The organism is Streptomyces sp. RP5T, assembly GCF_003933965.1.
GTDB lineage: Bacteria > Actinomycetota > Actinomycetes > Streptomycetales > Streptomycetaceae > Streptomyces.
Genome location: NZ_RSAJ01000134.1, coordinates 1 through 17,604 on the forward strand (window position 1 = coordinate 1; position 17,604 = coordinate 17,604).

A 17,604-nucleotide genomic window follows, 5' to 3' on the forward strand; every position below is an offset into this window, starting at 1 on the left:
GGCAGGGCCTGACCGCGGGTCTCGGGGGCGAAGAGGAGACCGAGGGCGCCGAGCATGCCCACCGCGACGACGCAGGTGGTGGCCAGGCCGAGGTCGCCGCCGAACCAGGACGCGGCGATGACGCCGGCGACCAGGGGGCCTGTCGCGGTCAGGTACCGGCCGATGCCGTTGTAGAGCGCTATCCCGGTGGCGCGTACGGAGGGCGGGAAGAGTTCCGGTCCGTAGACGAGGATGCCGGACAGGGCGCCGTAGAGGCCGAAGCCCGCGACGGGGATGACGGCCAGGAACGTCGCCCAGGCGTGGTCGAAGGGGAAGAGGAATCCGACGCCGGCCGCGGAGACCGCGAAGCTGGTGAGGAACGCCCCGCGGCGGCCGATCGCGTCGGCGAGGAAGCCCCAGGTCGCGTAGCCGAGCACACCGCCGGCGTTGAACAGCATGGAGGCCGTTGCCACGCGGGAGTTGGCGACGTCCGGGGACAGCGCGGCGGCCGCGGCCGTTTGCCGGATGATCTGCGGGTACCAGGTGGAGACGCTCCAGAAGGCGACCAGGGAGCCGGTGGCGAGGGCGGTGCCGACCAGGGTGGGCCGCAGCAGCGGCGGGGTGAGCAACCGGGCCAGGACGAAGCGATCCTGTTCGGCGCGATGGCCGCGGGATCGACGGGCGCGACGTGCGGTGATCGTGCTGCGGATCTCCGGTGGCTCCGGTACGTGCCGACGGATGAAGTAGACCAGCAGGGCCGGCAGGACGGCGATGCCCATCATCAGGCGCCAGCCGTGGTCGCCGATGAGCGCGTAGGACAGCGCGGCGAGGAAGAAGCCGATCGCGTAGCCCGACATCATCACGCCGCAGGCGCGGGCCCGGTAGCGGTTGCGCCACACCTCGGCGACCAGCGCCGCGCCGACCGGCGCCTCGACACCGGAGCCGAGCCCTGCGATGAAGCGGAGCACGCCCAACTGCCACCAGGTGTCGGCGAATGCGGCCAGTGCGGTGAAAACGGCGTAGGTGACGATGCCCGCGGACAGCACCCGCACCCGGCCGAAGTAGTCGGCGAGGATGCCGAACAGGATGCCTCCGGTGCCCCATCCGAACAGGAAGAGTGCGACGGTCAGGCCTCCGTAGAGGCCGATGGCCTCCCCGGCGGGGGCGATGCCACTGTGCGGCAGCAGTTCCGTCATCGCCGGGCCGAGGATCAGCGCGTACAGACTGCCCGCGAACCCGTCCAGCGCCCAGCCCATCGTGGTGCCGGCCAGGACCAGCCATTGGGTGCGGGTGATGACGGTGCGCCAGGTCCCGGGCGGCGCGATGGTGGTTCCGGAATTCGACATGGTCGGCTCCTTTGCCGGAGGTCGAACGTGGCTGGGGATGGGGTCAGTTGAGGCGGCCGGGGGCGTCGGATCCGTACCAGTCGACGTCGTCGTCCGCGGTGCGCACCACGACGGTCTTGAGCCACGTGAAGTCGTCGAAGGATTCGGTCCCTGCGTCGCGGCCGGTGCCGGATTCCTTGATGCCGCCCCAGGGCAGGGAGGGTTCGAGACGGTGGTGGTCGTTGACCCACACCATTCCGGCCTGGATGCGGTCCGCCACTCGGTGTCCGCGGGCCAGGTCGCGTGTCCACACGCCGGCACCGAGCCCGAACCGGTTGTCGTTGGCCTTGGCGATCGCGTCGGCCTCGTCGTCGAACGGCACGACGACGGCGACCGGGCCGAAGATCTCCTCCCGCGCGACCTGCATGTCCATCGTCGCGTCGGCCAGGACGGTCGGGCGGACGAAGAATCCGCTGTCCAGGGGTGCGGGCAGGTCCGGCGCCCCTCCCCCGGCAGCGACACGCGCTCCCTCCGAGCGCCCCTTCCCGATCAGAGCCAGGACCTTGTCGCGCTGGACCGCGCTGACCATCGGGCCGATCTGGGTGGCCGGGTCGGACGGGTCGCCGATGCGGATCGCGTCGGCGCGCCGGGCCAGCGTCGTGACGAACCGGTCGTAGCTCGCGCGCTGGACCAGGAAGCGCGAACCTGCCACGCAGGACTGCCCGGCCGCGACGAACGCGGCGAACGCCGCGCCCTCGGCCGCCACGTCAGGGTCGATGTCGTCGAAGACGACGATCGGCGTCTTCCCTCCGAGTTCGGCGGTCACCCGCGCGAACCGCTGCGCGGTGGCGACTGCGGCCGCGCGCCCGGCCTCGGTCCCGCCGGTCAGGGTGATCTTGGCGATGTCCGGGTGCCCGGTCATCCGCTCCCCCACCTCGCGCCCGCCGGTCACCACGTTCACCACACCGTCGGGGACGCCCGCCTTCTGCAGCAGTTCGACCATCGCGAGAGTGGACAGGGGGGTGGTCTCCGACGGCTTGACCACCACGGTGTTGCCTGTGGCCAGCGCCGCGGAGAGGCTACGGGCCAGGATGAGCAGCGGGTGGTTGAACGGCGTGATGATTCCGCAGACCCCGAGGGGCGCCCGGCGCTGGTAGGTCAGGTAGGGCCCGTCCGAGGGCAGTACGGCGTCGCGCTGGGCGGCCAGCAGTCCCGCGTTGTAACGGAACCACTCCGGCACCCTCGACAACTGCGCCCGCGTCTCGGTGACCGGCCGGCCGTTGTTCTGCGTCTCCAGCTGGTAGAGGCTCTCGGCGGCGTCCTCGATCAGGTCCGCGACCCGCAGCAGCAGCCGGCCACGCGCCGTGCGGCTCATCGCGGGCCACGGTCCGTCCAGGAAGGCGGCACGCGCACGGGCGACAGCCGCGTCGACGTCGGCGACGGAGCTGTCCGCCACGGTGCGGATGACGCTTCCGGTGGCCGGGTTGATCACGGGGCGTTCCTGGCCCGCTGCGAGGTTCGCGGTGCTGGGCGGCGAAGAAGTCATCATCGACATTCCGGCCCTTTCTGGGACTGATCCGACGGGGTGAGTCCTCGGAGTCTGACCCATGCGCAAGGGCGACTGATATGTCACAGCTGACACAGTTGGACAGCCAGAGTGTTCTCGACGACACTCACTGACCGTGGAGGATGAACAGGAGCTGCACAGCTGGCTCACCGCGATCGGCACACTGACCTCGGCCGTGAACGCAGGCCGGGGCCTCCGCGAGGTCCTCGACCTCGTCGCTTCGACCGCCCGGCATTTACTGGGACTCGACTTCTGCGGCGTCCTGCTGCCCGACGCCGAGGAACGCAACCTCGTGATCGCCGCCTGGAGCGGGTTGTCGGCCACCTACGTCGCCCGGGTCAACTCCGATCATCCGGTCCCCCTGGAGGACGACGCGCTCTCCGGGGCGCCGTCGAGCCGGGCCTACCGCTCGGGCCGTCCGGCCGCGGTCAAGGACATCTCGCGCGAGCCCGGCTTCATCTGGGGCGGCGTCGCACACGACCAGGACTACCGTTCCATGCTGTCGGTGCCTCTGGTCACCGCGTCCGGCGTGATCGGGACGCTCAACAGCTACCGGTCCGCGGTGCACGAATTCGGTCCCGAGGAAATCGGGCGGTTGCAACTGCTCGCCGAGCACGCGGCGATCGCCATCACCTCCGCCCGGCTCGTCGAGGATCTGCGCCGACAGCACGATCTCGTGTCGCGCTCGGAGGAGATCCACGAGCGCCTGCTTCGGGTGGCGGTCCGCTCGGGCGGCATCCAGGGGATCGCCGCCGCCCTCCACGACCTGCTCGACACGGCAGTGCTCCTGCAGGACGCGCGGGGTGAGGTGCTCGCCGCGGCCGGCCCCCCGGCCGAGCCTCCTGTCGCCGGCTGGCCGACGACCGCACCCGCACCGGGCACCGACCTGGTCCGCGAGCAGGACGGCCACATCGTCGCCGACGTCGTCCTCTTCGGCGAGGTGCCCGCGCGGGTCTGGCTACCCGGCCACCGCGGACCCCTGACGACGCTGGACCGCCGAGCGCTGGAGCATGCCTCGGTGGTCCTCTCGCTCGAACTGCTCCGGCAGCGCACAGCGCTGGAGGTCGAGCAGAACCTGCGCGGTGAGCTGCTGGCCGAGCTGCTCACCGGCGCCGACCCGCACGCGGAGGCCCTCCTGCACCGCGCCCGGCTGCTCGGCCACGATCTGACGCGCGCCCACTGCGCGCTGGTCGCCCACATCGACACCACCGGACGGGGCAGCGCGGCCCGCACGCTCCGTCGCGCCGCGGACGAGGCGAACCGGCTGGCGTCCACCATCACCCCACGGCCCCTCATCAGCCAGCACCAGGAGGCGATCGTGGCCCTGTGGCCCGCGCCCGCGACCGGCCCCGGGGACGGGCCGCGGATCGCCGAGACGCTGCGCAGAGCCATCTCGACGACGGCGGGAGTCTCCTCCGTGACCGTCGCCGTTTCCGAGCTCACCGACAACAAGTTCGCCGAGGTCTACCGAACGGCCCGAGGCGCCCTCGCCGTAGCGGACCGCCAGGGGCGCAGCGCAGGCGTGATCACTTTGGAGGGGCTGGGCGTGGCAGGCCTCCTTCTCCAGCTCGGCGACCCGGCCCCCCTGCACACTTACGCCGATCGCACACTGGGCCCCCTCATCCGGCACGACGACCAGCACGGCACGTCCCTGGTGGCGACCCTCCGAGCACACCTGGCGCATCGCCTGGACCGTCAGGCGACGGCACAGGCTCTGATGGTGCACCCCAACACCATCAGCCAGCGGCTACGGCGCATCGAAACGCTGACCGGGATGGATCTGCGCGACGCGGCAGCGGCGGTCGAGGCCCGGTCAGCGCTGATGGTGCTGGACGTGGCACACGGAATCAGACAATAGGGGGTCCCTGAATTGACAGTTCCCGAACCATAAGGTGGTGCTCCTCAGTCCGAATTCGCAGGCCAGGGCGAGGCCCGGGGCGGCGCTTGCCGCAGTCGATGGCCGTTGCGCGGAGCCGGGTCACGGCCGCACGAACCCGTGCGTGGGACGGTAAGCAAGCCTGTGCGGCGAGTTCGCTCCCGTTGGTCGCCTCCCTTCCCTCATCATCGGCCGCGCTCGCCGACTGCACGGGAGCCTGTGCGAGGACCTGTGCGCTGACGCGGACCTGGGTCACGGACGCGTTCCCCGGCCACGGACACCTTCGTCCGCCTGCCGTTCGCGATTTCCGAGATCACAGTCCGCGGAATGTGCGCTCCAAGGCCTGTGCAGGTAGCCGACAGCGGCAGCGCACTCATGCCGGCTGCCGGCCGATCGCGACGTACTTCCTCGGCGATCCCTGCGCCGACCCGTCCCGTCGGGTCAGCGTGGCGGCGCGCGCTGGATCCCCCGAACGGCCTGGCAGGGTGCGACAGGTGCCGGGGGTGGGATTCCCATGGAGTCATGGTCCGACTCGACGGTGGATGCCGCCGCCCCCTTCACTCCGCCGCGGCACTGGGCATGGTGGCGACGCTGGCCGTCGCCTGCACCGGCTCCGATGCCGGTACCTCCATCGCCGGACGTGCGGCCATCGCAACGTCGCCGCTGCCCACCGCCCCGCCCGCTCAGCCGCCGTCCCGTATCAGCCGGGCCGACGTCGAGACCGCGGTGAACCAGCTGGACGATGTCGTACGGGACACCATGCGCCGCACCGGTGTGCCCGGAGTCGCCGTGGGTGTGGTGCACGACGACGAGGTGGTCTACCTGAAGGGGTTCGGCGTGCGAAAGGCAGGTGCCAAGGACCCGGTCGGAGCGGACACCGTCTTCCAGCTCGCCTCGGTCTCCAAGCCCATTGCATCCACCGTGGTCGCCGCGGCAGTGGGCGACAAGACCGTCGGCTGGGACGACCCGGTCGTCGAGCACAGCTCCGGCTTCGCTCTGAAGGACCCGTGGGTCACCGGCCATGTCACGTTGGCCGACCTCTTCTCGCACCGCAGCGGGCTGCCCGACCACGCCGGAGACCTGTTGGAGGACCTCGGCTATGACCGCTCGTACATCCTGAGCCACCTGCGCTACGAGCCGCTGGCCCCCTTCCGCGCCCACTACGCGTACACCAACTTCGGACTGTCCGAAGCCGCCGTCGCTGTCGCGCGCGCAGCGGGGACGAGCTGGGAGAAGCTCTCTGACGAGAAGCTGTACAAGCCGCTCGGCATGGACTCCACCAGCTCCTCCTTCGCCGACTACGAGAAGGCAAAGAACAAGGCCGTCTTGCATGTGCGGGCCGGGAACACCTGGCGTGCCGAGCACGTGCGTGACGCGGACGCCCAGAGTCCGGCGGGCGGAGCCAGCTCCACGGTCCAGGACATGACGAAATGGCTGCGTCTGCAACTGGGCAACGGCAAGTTCGACGGGCGACAACTCGTCGATGCCGAAGCGTTGGAGGAGACCCACCTGCCGCACATCATGTCCGAACCGCCGCACACACCGGCCGGCAGGGCCGGGTTCTACGGGCTCGGCTGGAATGTGGGCTACGACGACCAGGGCAGGCTGAAGCTCGGCCACTCCGGCGCCTTCGCACTGGGGGCGGCCACCAACGTCTCCATGCTGCCCTCAGAGAAGCTCGGCATCGTCGTCCTGACCAACGGCGAGCCCATCGGTGTGCCCGAAGCGATCGCCACCACGTTTCTCGACACCGCGGAGACGGGCGGGCCGACCGTCGACTGGCTGACGTTCCTCGGGCCGATCTTCAAGCAGGCGACGCAGGGAGAACGCTCTCCTGTCGACTACAGCAAGCCCCCGTCCTCGCCCGCACCCGCCAAGGCCAACAGCGCCTACACCGGAACATACGCCAACGCGTACTACGGCCCGATGACCGTCAGCACCCAGGACGGCGAACTCACCATGCAACTGGGCCCCAAGAAGCAACGGTTCACCCTGAGCCACTACGACGGTGACACCTTCAGCTACCGCACCACCGGTGAAAACGCCGTCGGCCTGTCCGGCGTGACCTTCACCGTCGGCTCCGGCGGCCGCGCCGACAAGGTCCGGGTCGAGAACCTCGACACGACCGGTCTCGGGACCTTCACGAGGAGCGGTTAGCGAGCGTGTCGAAAGTGGATCCAGGAGCGCAATGATCGTGGCGCGTGGAGGCCTGACGGATCTGCGGTCTGCGGTTCCCTCCGCCCCGTCCGCAAGAGTGCGGCGCCGCACCACGCGAATGCCCGCGCCGACGGCGCCTCCGACTGGTCGGGAAGGCGCTGTCGCAAGTGATCAGGAGACGGGCGGCTGAAGCGTCCACAGCAGATTCGTACTGGTGGTCCACGTCCACTGCTTCGTCACGGATCCGGAGGTCACCTGGCCGCCGCCGTCGAGGACAAGTCCCGTACTGCGGTTGGCGATCGAGTACTGGCCGTTGCCGCGGTCGGTGATCTGCCACTGCTGGTTGGGGCCGCCGTTCCAGGCCGCTTGCCGGGCGGGGGCACCGTTGTCGGTCGCCCCCCAGCCGTCGGCGACCATGCCGTTGGTCCGGTTGACCAGCCGGTGGTAACCGGTCCCGAGGTCGACCACCTGCCACTGGAGATTGGTGCTGTCCACCGGAGTCCACTGCTTGAGGTTGGAGCCGCTGGCGACATTGCCACCACTGTCCAGGGCCAGACCGTCCGTGACGTTGACGATCCGGAAATAGGTGGCCGGATCGAGCGTCACCTTGAGGGAGACGATGGCGTCGTTGTTGCCGGTGGTCCGCAGGTCGGGGGTGTCGGCGGTGAAACTCCAGCTGGTGCCCGTGAAGTTGTCGCCGGAGTAGCCCGTCACCCGGTAGCCCTGAGGCACCCGAAGCGAGGAGATGGACGACGGTCCCACCCCTGCGGCCGTCAGCTGGGAGGAGGTGTGGCTGCCCAGCGTCAGCACCGCGCTCACCCCGGAGTAGCCCACGTCCTTGAACGCCGTCACCCGGCCCGCGCCCGCGGCCGTCGGGACGCCGCTGACCTCCACGCACACCACGGAGTCGTTGGCGTCCGGCGCACCGGACGGCACGGTGACGTTGATCTGGCCGCCGCTGACGGTGTAACTGAGCGAGCCCGACGGGTTGTTCATCAGGTAGACGCGGCTGATCGGGTTCGTGAGCGCCGGGATCTGCAACACGCCGCCCGAAGGCCAGGCGAAGACATGGGCGTACAGCTTGCCGTCCTTCTTGGTGGCCGTACCCCAGACGGGGTCGGTGCCGAAGGGGTTCGCCGTGGCTCCGTGCACGCTGTCGCCGTACGTCGCCATCCAGGAGGCCAGGCCCTGAAGTACGGTCACGGATCCGGCGGTGACCGAGCCGTCGCCCTTGGGACCGATGTTCAGCAGGAAGTTGCCGTCCCGCGAGACGCAGGTGACGAGTTCCCTGACGAAATCCTTCACGGGCCGGTAGGAGTTCTCCAGGCCCGCGTTGTAGCCCCAGGCCCCGTTCATGGTGTCGCACCGCTCCCACTGACGCTCCAGCGGCGCGGCCGGGACACCGAACTCCGCGACCGCGTAGTCGCCAAGACCCAGGTCGCGCTTGACCCTTTCGTTGACGACGAGTTGGGGCTTGCGGGCGATCAGCCAGTCGTAGAGGTCCACGCCGTCCGACTTGAGCCACCAGTCCTGGAGCGTGGGGCTTGAGGGCTCACCGAACCAGTCGCCGTCGAACCACAGGAGCGCCGGGTCGTAGCGGTCCAGCAGTTCCTGCAGCTGGGCCTTCATGTCGGCGATGTAGCTCGTGCGGGCGGCCTGGGAGGCCATGGTGGTGACGCCACCGCTGCGAATGGTCTGGGAGGGGTGGTTCCAGTCCAGGATCGAGTAGTAGAGCCCGAACTTGACGCCTCTCGCCTCGCACTCGGTCTTGAGGGCCGCCAGGAGATCTCCCTGGACGCCGGCGTAGTCGTGCAGGTTGTACAGCTGGTTGCCGGTGGTGTCGGTGAAGCTGGGGACGTCGGAGTCCCACATGGCGAAGCCCTCATGATGCTTGGCCGTGATCACCAGGTACTTCATACCGGCGTCTGCCGCCAGCTGGGCGATGGCCGCCGCGTTGAAGGCCGTGGGGTTGAACCGCTGCGACACCTGGGTCTGGTAGGCGGACTTGGACCAGTTCTCCGTGGAGAAGGCCCATTCACCGTGGCCGAGGTAGGAGTAGGAGCCGAAGTGGATGAACATGCCGAACCGGGCCTGGTACCACCAGTCCAACTTGGACGGGACGGTGTAGGCCTGGGCGGGTGCGGCCCAGAGGGCCTGAGGCAGCCCGAAGGCCACGGCGCCTCCGGCGAGGGCGGCAGCTTTGATCAGGGAACGTCTGCTCAGGTACGCAGAGGACATGGTGCGGCTCCTGGGTCCTGGATGCGTGAGGGGGGAAGGGGCAGGGCACGAGCAACGTGCAAGGACGTCAGTTCTCCTGGCATCTCGGACGCGTTCCGTACCTCGCGCCGTCGATGACATCGGATGAATTTATAGGGGCTGCTCGCACTGCCGTCCAGAGCTGAGACAGACTTCATCCATAAACCCATGTCAAAACATGTCCACTTGAGGCCACCACGGATCCAGACTCGCAGCAACAGGGCCAACCCCTGACATAGCTCGGATCTATTCACGCACCTACGGCTTGGCAGACGAGGTGATCGGCGATCCGGCCGGGGCCGCGGAGTCCGGGACCCCCTCGTAGTCGGGCAGCTTGACGCCGTTGAGCGCACGCCCGACCAGGAAAACGCGATCCCATGTGGCGGGAGATCAGGCGGCAGCCACGGCGAGGAGACGGCTGCAGTGAAGCCGGTCTGCGGCTCTCCGGCTTCGCCCGACACCCGATGCCGGGCACTGCGCACTTCGACATGGGCCGCGTGACTGTTCGCGGGCGAGCCGGTGTCTGGCGAACTCGGGGCACGCAGCGGCGCGTTCGCGACAGACCGGTGCCGCCGGCCGATTCCGGCTTCGTTGCCCGGGGACGGGACGTTCCCGGGAGACCGCAGGTCTGCCTCACTCCCCCGGGCAACGCAAGGACGGACAACCGGACGTCACCGACGACCGAGTGCCGGTGATCAACAGGTCCTTCGTGAAGGGCCTGGGGCCCTCGCACAGGGGTGCAGGTGCACTGATCTCACGGAACAGCGCGTGCGAGAGGACGAGAGAGCCGCCGTGGTGTCGTCGCCGTCGAGCCTCCGCCTGATCGTCAGGCCGCACGCGCACGTTGGGACACGGTGCGTACCGGACGTGCCGGAGGTACGGGAGCGGCCGGGGTCCGGACAGGTCGTACGCGGTAGGTCGTCCTGGCCGGATCGACCACAGGCTCGCCGAAACTGATCCTCGCCGCGTGGTGCAGCGCGTCGCACGCGGCGGTGGGCAGGGCGACGTAGCAGCTGCCCCTGCCGGTTTCCGGGTCGAACGGCCGCCAGTAGCTGTACCTTCGGCGGCCGTCGGCATGCACCGTCAGGAAGACGGGGGTACGAGGGTCGGACATGACACGCAGAGCCTCGACAGCCGGGGAATCGAGCGGCGTGGCGGACCGGCTGCGACGAGGCGCGAGCATCGTCAGACCTCCCTGGGTGCCGGATGTGGACTGCATCAACGGTGGCCTTTCTGCCGCACGGACTCGAGACCGCCTACCCCGTGCAGCCGATCTTGATCTCGCTTTCCGTGCATTGTGCAGTACGGCAGTGACATCAGGTCCGTGAGGCGGATGCGGGTTCTGCGGGAACGGGGCGGGTCCTCCCCGCGCCTCGGACCGAGCACGATCCGGCAGAGGCGCAGGAGTCCGGTCCGAGGCCCGGTACGCGCGAGGGATCGGCAGGGCGCCCGTACGCGCGGCCCGGTCGGCAGATGCCGTATCCCCGGACCGCCCGGCCCTTCCGGCCCCGCGATACCGGATCAACGGCTGCTGTAGCTGGACGTGTTGTGCGGAGTAGCGCCCGAGTTCGCCACATGAGGGCCCGCATACCGATCGTCCACCAGCAAGCCAAGACCGTCGTGCGCTGTCATGTCGCGCCCGGCGACCAGTGCGGCGGCATCCGGAGGCAGTCGTTTCGCCGACCACCACGACTTCGCCATCAACCTCCCGGCCGACCGGGCCTTCTCCTTCGTCGAGGAGGTGGACACTCGCTTTCTGGTCTGGGTGCCACGGCGACGGCCCGCCCCCCCCAAGCGGCCCACCACAAGGGCCTCTGACACCGCGCCACATTGGACTACTCCGCCCTCAAACCCCTGTCCAGCACCCTCTATCCGGTGGCCGAGCGACATCTGCGACCAGTCGGCAAGGACTGCCTGGTCGCCTCCATCGAGCGAACACGGTCGAGGCCCGAGACGTCGTCCGCGCAGCCAGGAACGCGGCACGTCGTCCGGTCGCCCGACGGTTGTCGGGCGAGCCGTCAGCCAAGCCGCGCGGCCTGTCCCGCCCCGGCTACCGTCCGGGACCCGTGACGGCGTAGGCCGTGGTGCCGACGGCCGCGAGGGCGAGGGCCGTCCAGGTGCCCGCCGCGGTGCCGGGCGGCAGCAGCATCCAGTTCACCACCTGCGTCGGCACACTGGTGGCCGGCGGGGCGAAGAACGAGAACGCGAGCCAGGCGAACGGGGGCATCCACCCGAACTGCCCGCCCCAGAGCGCCGCGCCGAGGGCGACCAGCCCCATCAGCCCCGCACTGTCCCGGACGACGAACGCCGTGGTGGCCATGGACACGCCCAGAGTCTGCACGGTCAGCAGCACCGCGGCGACGGCCACACCGGCGAGCAACACGTGGGCCGCCCTGCGGGGCACCCAGCGGATCGCGGCCGTCCGGTCCAGTGCGAGGTCCTGCCCGCCGAGTCCGACCGAGACGGCCATCACCCCCGTGGTGAGGATGAGCGCGGGCAGCTTCGGATCAGCGGGTCCCGAGCTCCCGTGCCGGGCGAGTGCCCACACCGTCACCGCCCCGATCAGCATCGCGGCGAGCGACGCGGGCACCTGACGCGAACGCGCGTACAACGTCAGCCATCTCATCGGGACGCACCGCCGGACAGGACGTCGAACGGATCGCCCTCGCAGGAGAGCGCGGCGGTGCGCATCGCCTTGATCCGTGAGAGCTGCTCGGCCCTTGGAAGCGCCTGGAGTTTCTTCCACACCGGGCGGGTCTCGGCCTCGACCGTGCCACGCAGACTCGCGGGCGTGCCGGCCAGCGGCTTGAGGTCCCCGAGGACCCAGCCCGCCGCGACGGTCTGCGCGAACTCATCCCCACCGAAGCCGCTCCAGCCGACGGGAGTGCACCCCGGCACCATGCCTTTCGCGATCAGGGCCCGGGTCAGCTCCCTGCCCTTCACGGCGGCGACGATGTCGTCGTCGAAGTCGATGAGCACGGTCTTGCGGGACCACCGGGGCGTGGAGCCCTCCGGCGGTACGGCGGTGTTCTCCCGGACCGAGTCCGGCGCCTGATCACCTAGGGCACCGTGCAGCAGGCGCAGCGCCTCCTTGCCGGGTCCCGCGAGGTCCGCGAGTCGTGCTTGCTGCGTCTTCGTCACGCACACCGGACCGTCGCACACCAGCTCGGCGGCGGCCTTGTCGACGACGTACATCCGGCGCGCGTCGGCGGGAAGGACGAGCAGGGCGATCGCCGCACCCGCCAGGACGGGCGTCAGGGCGGTCAGCCGGGCGCGCGGTGTCGCTGCGACGAGCAGTGCGAAGCCGGTCGCGGCCATGCCGAGCAGCCAGAGCGTCTGTCCGACGTGCACGGAGGCGGAGAGCGTGACGAACGCCTTGCGCGCGTCCTCCACCGTCGGTGACAGCAGCGAGATCCGGTTCGGTTCCGTGGTCGTCAACCCGTCCGCCGTGCCCGTCGTCGTTCGGCCCACCGACATGTGCATGAGGGCTGTGAACACGAAGGCGCCCATGGCCAGCGCGGGCGGCGTGAGCGGGGAGGGCAGGGCCCTCGCGGCCCCCATGCCGAGCACAGCTCCCGCGACGAGGAAGAGCACCCCCACCAGCGAGACGGGCAGCCACCCGAGGTGCGTGTACTCGGTGTGGGCGAACACCTGGACCCCGCCCACCAGGACGAGCACCATGAAAGCCGCCGTGAGCGTGATCGCCGTCGCGCCCGCCAGGGTGGCCGCGCGGTGCCGGGCGGGCCGCGGGGTGCTCGCCAGCAGCTCGGACATCCTGGAGCGGTGGTCGCGCAGTCCCTGCAGCGCCCCGAGCCCGATGGTGAGCGGCCACAGGTAGAACAGCAGGGAGCGGGTCCACAGGGCCAGGGGCGTCCACTGGGCCGTCCACGCCGTGGTGCCGTTCCACCAGGCGCCGCCCAGCACGTACAGGAACACCAGCGCCGGCACCAGGACCACGACGCCGGCCCACGGGGCGGCCGAACGCCTCAACTCGATACGCAGGACGTGGCCGTTCACCAAGTTCCCCTTCCCTGCTCGGGGTTGAGCAGCAGCGCCGAGTAGCCGCGCTCCAGCGGGCTGTCACCGACGTGCTCCGGGCCGCCCATCGAGGCCAGCTCGTCCGGGGGCCCCTTGAAGACCAGCCGCCCCTCGGCGAAGACCACGACGTCGGTGCAGGCGGCGGCCACGTCCTCCACCAGGTGGGTCGAGACGAGCACGCAGGTGTCCGCCCCCAACTCCTGCAACAGCTCGCGGAAGCGGAGCCGCTGCGCGGGGTCCAGGCCGACCGTGGGCTCGTCCAGCAGCAGGATCAGCGGGTCGTTGACGATGGCCTGCGCGATGCCGACCCTGCGCACCATGCCGCCCGACAGGGCCTTCATCCTGTCGTCGGCGCGGTCCGCCAGCCCCACCCGTTCCACGGCGCGCTGCACCGCCGCGGGGATGTCCGTCTTGGGTACCTCCTTGAGCCACGCCATGTACTCGACGAACTCGCGCACCGTGAAGCGCTTGTAGTAGCCGAACTCCTGCGGCAGATAGCCGATCCGGCGGCGCAGCGCACGGTGCTCGCCCAGGCCGCCCACGGACTCGCCGAGCAGTTCCAGGGTGCCCTCGGTGGGGCGCAGAACGGTGGCCAGCGCCCGGATGAGGGTGGTCTTGCCCGCGCCGTTGGGTCCGAGGAGGCCGTGCACGCCGATGCCGAGCTTGAGGTCGAGCCCGTCGACCGCCATCCGGTTCCGGCCGACCCTGACCTTCAGCCCGGTGGTCTCGACCTCCCAGGCGTAGGCAGTCGGTGCGATGTCGGCCGCGTTCACCGCGGATGTCATGTCGTGTTCCTTTCCTATGGTCATCGATGGGCTCCCAACAGGGAGTAGGCGCCCCTGCGAGCGATCACAACGCCCATGCTGAGCAGGAGGACCAGCCCCCACACGGGCAGGCTGTCCGTCCGCAGTACGTAGGCCACGCCGCTGGCGGCCAGGGTGGGCGCCACGACCACGGCGGCCCACACGGCCGTCAGCGCGACGGCGGCGCGGGTCACGCCGACGACCGTGCCGAGCGCCAGGGCGGCAGAGGTGAAGGCCAGGCAGGGCAGCAGCCATTGGGCCACCATCAGTCCCGTCGCCCATCCGCCCACCAGCAGGACCGGCATGACCACGGCGAGTACGGACGCGGTGCGTCGCAGCACCAGAGGGAGCCCGGCCCGCGGTACCGAGGCCGTCAGTTCGTACGCCGGGTCCAGGCCCTGCGACCATGAGGCCGCGACGCCGAGCACCGGCAGGACCGGGGAGAACAGCAGCACCAGCGACACCTGGCCGGCGCCGGGGCCGGCCAGGTCCAGCAGCAGCGCGATCAGCGTCACGCTCGCGGCCATGGCCAGCCACGGCACCATCGCGGGCGTCAGCCACCCGGACAGGCGCGTCGCCCAGCGCCGCCGGGGAGGCGGAGGAACGGTGGGCAGCTGGGGCTGGAGGCCGGACCACACGGTCTCGACCAGCGCCGCCACGGCGGGCGCCTCGGCCGTGACAGCGGCCGACAGCCGGTCACGGCACACCGCGCACACCTCCAGATGGGCCTCCAGTGCCCATACCTGGTCGGCGGCGAGGTCCGTGTCGCCGCGCGCGTATCCGTCGATGATCCGCATCGACGCGTGTTCCACGCTCATGCCAGCGCCTTCCGCATCGCGATCCTGGCCCGGCGGGCCCGTGTCTTGACCGTGCCCTCGGGCAACCCGAGCAGGACCGCGGTCTCCCGGACGGACATCCCGTCGAGCACCAGGGCCTGAAGCACCTGTCTGAGCTCCGGCGCGAGGCGCCGCAGCGCGTCCCCGACGTCACCGTCGACGGTCGCCGCGAGCGCCTCCTCGTCGGCGGCAGGCGCCACGGGCTGCGCGGCGGCCGCCGGCGGCGGCTCGGCGTGGTGAGCCCGGCGCCGGAACGCGTCGACCAGGCGACGCGCCGCGATCGTCCACAGCCATCCGACGGCGGTCCCTCCGGCCGCAGCTCCGGCGAACGAGCCCGCCGCGCGCCACACCGCCAGATACGTCTCCTGCATGACCTCGGCGACGATCTGCTCGTCCGCACAGCGGCGGCGCAGCCGCACCGCCAGCCACGGCGACGTACGCCGGTACAGCTCCTCGAACGCGGCACGGTCGCCTCTGGCCACCAGCCGGACAAGACGTTCCTCGTCCAGCTTGTGCAGCGCTGTCACCCTGACTGATCTCACACCTGCTAGACGCCCGGCCCGAACGACAGGTTTTCCGGTCGACGTGATCGCCGTCACATTGGCGCGCCCGGAGATGCCGACCCCACCGACCCCACCCGGCTCCGAGCGCGTCTGTCACGGAGGCCTGCCGTCACCACATGAGCGGCGTATTGTCCTTTTATGGGCGTACTCCGGTGTGGCCGGTGTGGTGCTGGGCTGTCGAGGCCGACAGCGCACGGGCGCCTGCACCGTCGGCCCGCGCAGCGGCAGGCCGCATGGCGCGACCGGCGCCGGTGGCACGTGACTGAACCCGAGCGGAACGGACTGGCAGCGGCCGGCGCGGTTCCGCCGCACGCCAAGAGCCCCGCCCAGGGCGCAGGAGAGCCGCCCTTGCCCATGCCTCCCGCGGAGCGGCACCGCGCCACGGAAACCCGTATCCCCTCTCTGGCCGGGGAAGGGATCCCGGCGGCCGTGACCGCCGGGCATAGGGCCGAGGCGAGCCGGAGGGAGATCGGTGCGGGGCTCGACATCAGCACTGAGGCGGCCAGGGCACGCTTCGGGCGTAACCCCCGCGCGCGGCAGTCCGGCCGGAGTGGGCGGTAGAACATGCGGCGCCCCGTCACGCCCGGTAATGAGGCCAGTTCCGGCTTCCCACTGCCGGACGCTGTTCTCGCCGACCTGATGCGGGACACCGGCGCTTCGGTAGGGATGCTCTACCTGCTGCCACCGACAGAACGGGTACTCCGGCTGGCCCTGGTGGGCGGGGTGTCCGGGCGCATAGCCGCTCCGTGGGCTCGCATCCCGCTGGAGGCCGCCATTCCGGTGGCGGACGCCGTCCGGGATCGGCGTCCGCTCTGGCTGGGCAGCCAGGAGGACATCGCACGCCGCTACCCGCGTGTCGGCATCGTCCTTCCGTACGACTTCAAACTGGCCACGGCCCCGATCACCAGCAAGGGGACCGTGTGGGGCGGCATCGTGCTGCTGTGGCCCATCTGGCACCCCTCCGACCACAGCACGGCCGACCAGGTGAGGCTCCAGGCCTGCTGTCGTCGTGCCGCGGCGATCCTGCACCAGGCGGCCGAGAGCGGCCAGGCGCTGCAGGCGCCGGAAGAGCCCCGTGTGCTCCCGGCTCCGCATCACCGCGAGACCGATCCGGTGCAGGGCGCCGCGGCCCTGGCCTTCACCGCACGCCTGCCCGTGGGCTGCTGCGCCCTGGATCTGGACGGCCGGCTCACCTTCATCAACGCCGCCGGCGCCGACCTGGTCGGGGCTCCGCCCGGGCCGCTGCTGGGGCAGCGCCCCTGGGAGGTGCTCCCGTGGCTACGCGATCCGATGTTCGAGGACCGCTACCGGGCGGCGTTGGTCAGCCGTCAGCCCACCTCCTTCACGGCCAGGCGACCGCCCGACACCTGGCTGCGCTTCCAGCTCTACCCGGACGACAGCGGCATCAGCGTCCACATCTCCCCCGCCGACACGGGGCAGGCCGACGCCGAACGCGAGCTGCGACAGCCGGCCGAGTCCATCGGCGCGACGGCGCTGTACCACCTCACACACCTGGCCACCGCCCTTGCCGAGGCCGCCAGCGTGCACGACGTGGTCGAGCTGGCCGCCGACCAGATCGTGCCCGCCTTCGGCCCCAAGGCCCTCGCCCTGCTCACCGTCAAAGAAGGACGCCTGTGCGTCACCGGACACCGCGGCTACGGCGCCGAGCTGATGGCCCGCTTCGACGCCGTCCCCATGACGTCCGACACCCCCGCCGTACGTGCGATCACCACCGCGACGGCCGCCTTCTTCCCCACCTTCGCCGACCTGAAGAAGGCCTATCCGCCGGCCGTGCACCAGGACAGCATGGCCTCCTGGGCGTTCCTCCCCCTGATCGTCTCCGGCCGCCCCGTCGGCTCCCTCGTCCTCGCCTACGACCGGCCCCGCATCTTCCCGCCCACCGAACGAGCCCTGCTCACCTCTCTGGCCGGGCTGATCACCCAGGCCCTCGACCGGGCCCGCCTCTACGACGCCAAGCACGCCCTCGCCCACAGCCTGCAGACCGGGCTGCTGCCACGCACCCTGGCGCACGTCCCCGGCCTGGAAACAGCGGCACGTTACCGGCCCGCCGGCCACGGCATCGACATCGGCGGCGACTTCTACGACCTCATCCCCTGCCCGAACGGCACCGCCGTCGTGGCCATCGGCGACGTCCAGGGACACGACACCAGCGCCGCCGCCCTCATGGGGCAGGTCCGCACCGC

At 70.6% G+C, this 17,604-nt stretch carries 11 protein-coding genes; 3 read left to right on the forward strand and 8 right to left on the reverse strand.

All coding sequences use genetic code 11. The features are described 5' to 3' along the window. Together EHS43_RS16625 and EHS43_RS16630 are read right to left on the reverse strand one after the other, a co-directional pair. Nucleotides 1-1,325, reverse strand: a 1,325-nt coding sequence (locus tag EHS43_RS16625) for an MFS transporter (RefSeq protein WP_125191547.1), incomplete at its 3' end; no start/stop codon positions are given. 43 nt (nt 1,326-1,368) lie between these two features. Next, nucleotides 1,369-2,853, reverse strand: a complete 1,485-nt coding sequence (locus tag EHS43_RS16630; protein WP_260470567.1) for an aldehyde dehydrogenase family protein — start codon at nt 2,851-2,853, stop codon at nt 1,369-1,371. A 133-nt stretch (nt 2,854-2,986) separates the two neighbouring features. On the opposite strand from EHS43_RS16630, the gene EHS43_RS16635 reads away from it, so the two are divergent. Then, nucleotides 2,987-4,729 (forward strand): GAF domain-containing protein, encoded by a 1,743-nt coding sequence (locus EHS43_RS16635; RefSeq protein ID WP_125191548.1) that lies wholly within the window; start codon nt 2,987-2,989, stop codon nt 4,727-4,729. Between the two features lie 540 nt (nt 4,730-5,269). After that, nucleotides 5,270-6,904 carry a serine hydrolase gene (locus EHS43_RS16640; RefSeq protein WP_125191549.1) on the forward strand — a complete coding sequence of 545 codons (1,635 nt, stop codon included), beginning with the start codon at nt 5,270-5,272 and terminating at the stop codon, nt 6,902-6,904. 171 nt (nt 6,905-7,075) lie between these two features. On the opposite strand, the gene EHS43_RS16645 is transcribed toward EHS43_RS16640, so the two are convergent. The 6 genes from EHS43_RS16645 to EHS43_RS16675 all read right to left on the reverse strand — a co-directional run bounded on the left by EHS43_RS16645 (nt 7,076) and on the right by EHS43_RS16675 (nt 15,364). Then, the gene (locus EHS43_RS16645) at nt 7,076-9,142 is read right to left on the reverse strand and encodes an alpha-L-fucosidase (RefSeq protein ID WP_125191550.1); all 2,067 of its coding nucleotides are present in this window, start codon (nt 9,140-9,142) and stop codon (nt 7,076-7,078) included. A gap of 2,068 nt (nt 9,143-11,210) precedes the next feature. Further along, nucleotides 11,211-11,786 (reverse strand): hypothetical protein, encoded by a 576-nt coding sequence (locus EHS43_RS16655; protein WP_125191551.1) that lies wholly within the window; start codon nt 11,784-11,786, stop codon nt 11,211-11,213. Further along, entirely contained in the window at nt 11,783-13,177 is a 1,395-nt protein-coding gene (locus tag EHS43_RS16660) for a hypothetical protein (protein ID WP_125191552.1), read from the reverse strand. The genes EHS43_RS16655 and EHS43_RS16660 overlap by 4 nt, the downstream gene beginning before the upstream one ends. Then, nucleotides 13,174-14,007, reverse strand: a complete 834-nt coding sequence (locus tag EHS43_RS16665) for an ABC transporter ATP-binding protein (protein ID WP_125191553.1) — start codon at nt 14,005-14,007, stop codon at nt 13,174-13,176. Before EHS43_RS16665 ends, EHS43_RS16660 begins: the two co-directional genes overlap by 4 nt. Continuing rightward, the gene (locus tag EHS43_RS16670) at nt 14,004-14,819 is read right to left on the reverse strand and encodes a zf-HC2 domain-containing protein (protein WP_125191554.1); all 816 of its coding nucleotides are present in this window, start codon (nt 14,817-14,819) and stop codon (nt 14,004-14,006) included. The genes EHS43_RS16665 and EHS43_RS16670 overlap by 4 nt, the downstream gene beginning before the upstream one ends. Then, the gene (locus EHS43_RS16675; protein ID WP_125191555.1) at nt 14,816-15,364 is read right to left on the reverse strand and encodes an RNA polymerase sigma factor; all 549 of its coding nucleotides are present in this window, start codon (nt 15,362-15,364) and stop codon (nt 14,816-14,818) included. The genes EHS43_RS16670 and EHS43_RS16675 overlap by 4 nt, the downstream gene beginning before the upstream one ends. A 600-nt stretch (nt 15,365-15,964) precedes the next feature. Here EHS43_RS16675 and EHS43_RS16680 point away from each other — a divergent pair. Continuing rightward, a partial coding sequence (locus EHS43_RS16680; protein ID WP_125191556.1) for a GAF domain-containing protein occupies nt 15,965-17,604 on the forward strand: 1,640 nt, incomplete at its 3' end.

Excerpts from the sequence above, each read along its gene's own strand:
- EHS43_RS16640 (WP_125191549.1), top strand. The coding sequence starts at position 5,270 with ATGGTCCGACTCGACGGTGGATGCCGCCGCCCCCTTCACTCCGCCGCG.
- EHS43_RS16630 (WP_260470567.1), bottom strand. The coding sequence starts at position 2,853 with ATGATGACTTCTTCGCCGCCCAGCACCGCGAACCTCGCAGCGGGCCAG.
- EHS43_RS16665 (WP_125191553.1), bottom strand. The coding sequence starts at position 14,007 with ATGACCATAGGAAAGGAACACGACATGACATCCGCGGTGAACGCGGCC.
- EHS43_RS16655 (WP_125191551.1), bottom strand. The coding sequence starts at position 11,786 with ATGAGATGGCTGACGTTGTACGCGCGTTCGCGTCAGGTGCCCGCGTCG.
- EHS43_RS16670 (WP_125191554.1), bottom strand. The coding sequence starts at position 14,819 with ATGAGCGTGGAACACGCGTCGATGCGGATCATCGACGGATACGCGCGC.
- EHS43_RS16645 (WP_125191550.1), bottom strand. The coding sequence starts at position 9,142 with ATGTCCTCTGCGTACCTGAGCAGACGTTCCCTGATCAAAGCTGCCGCC.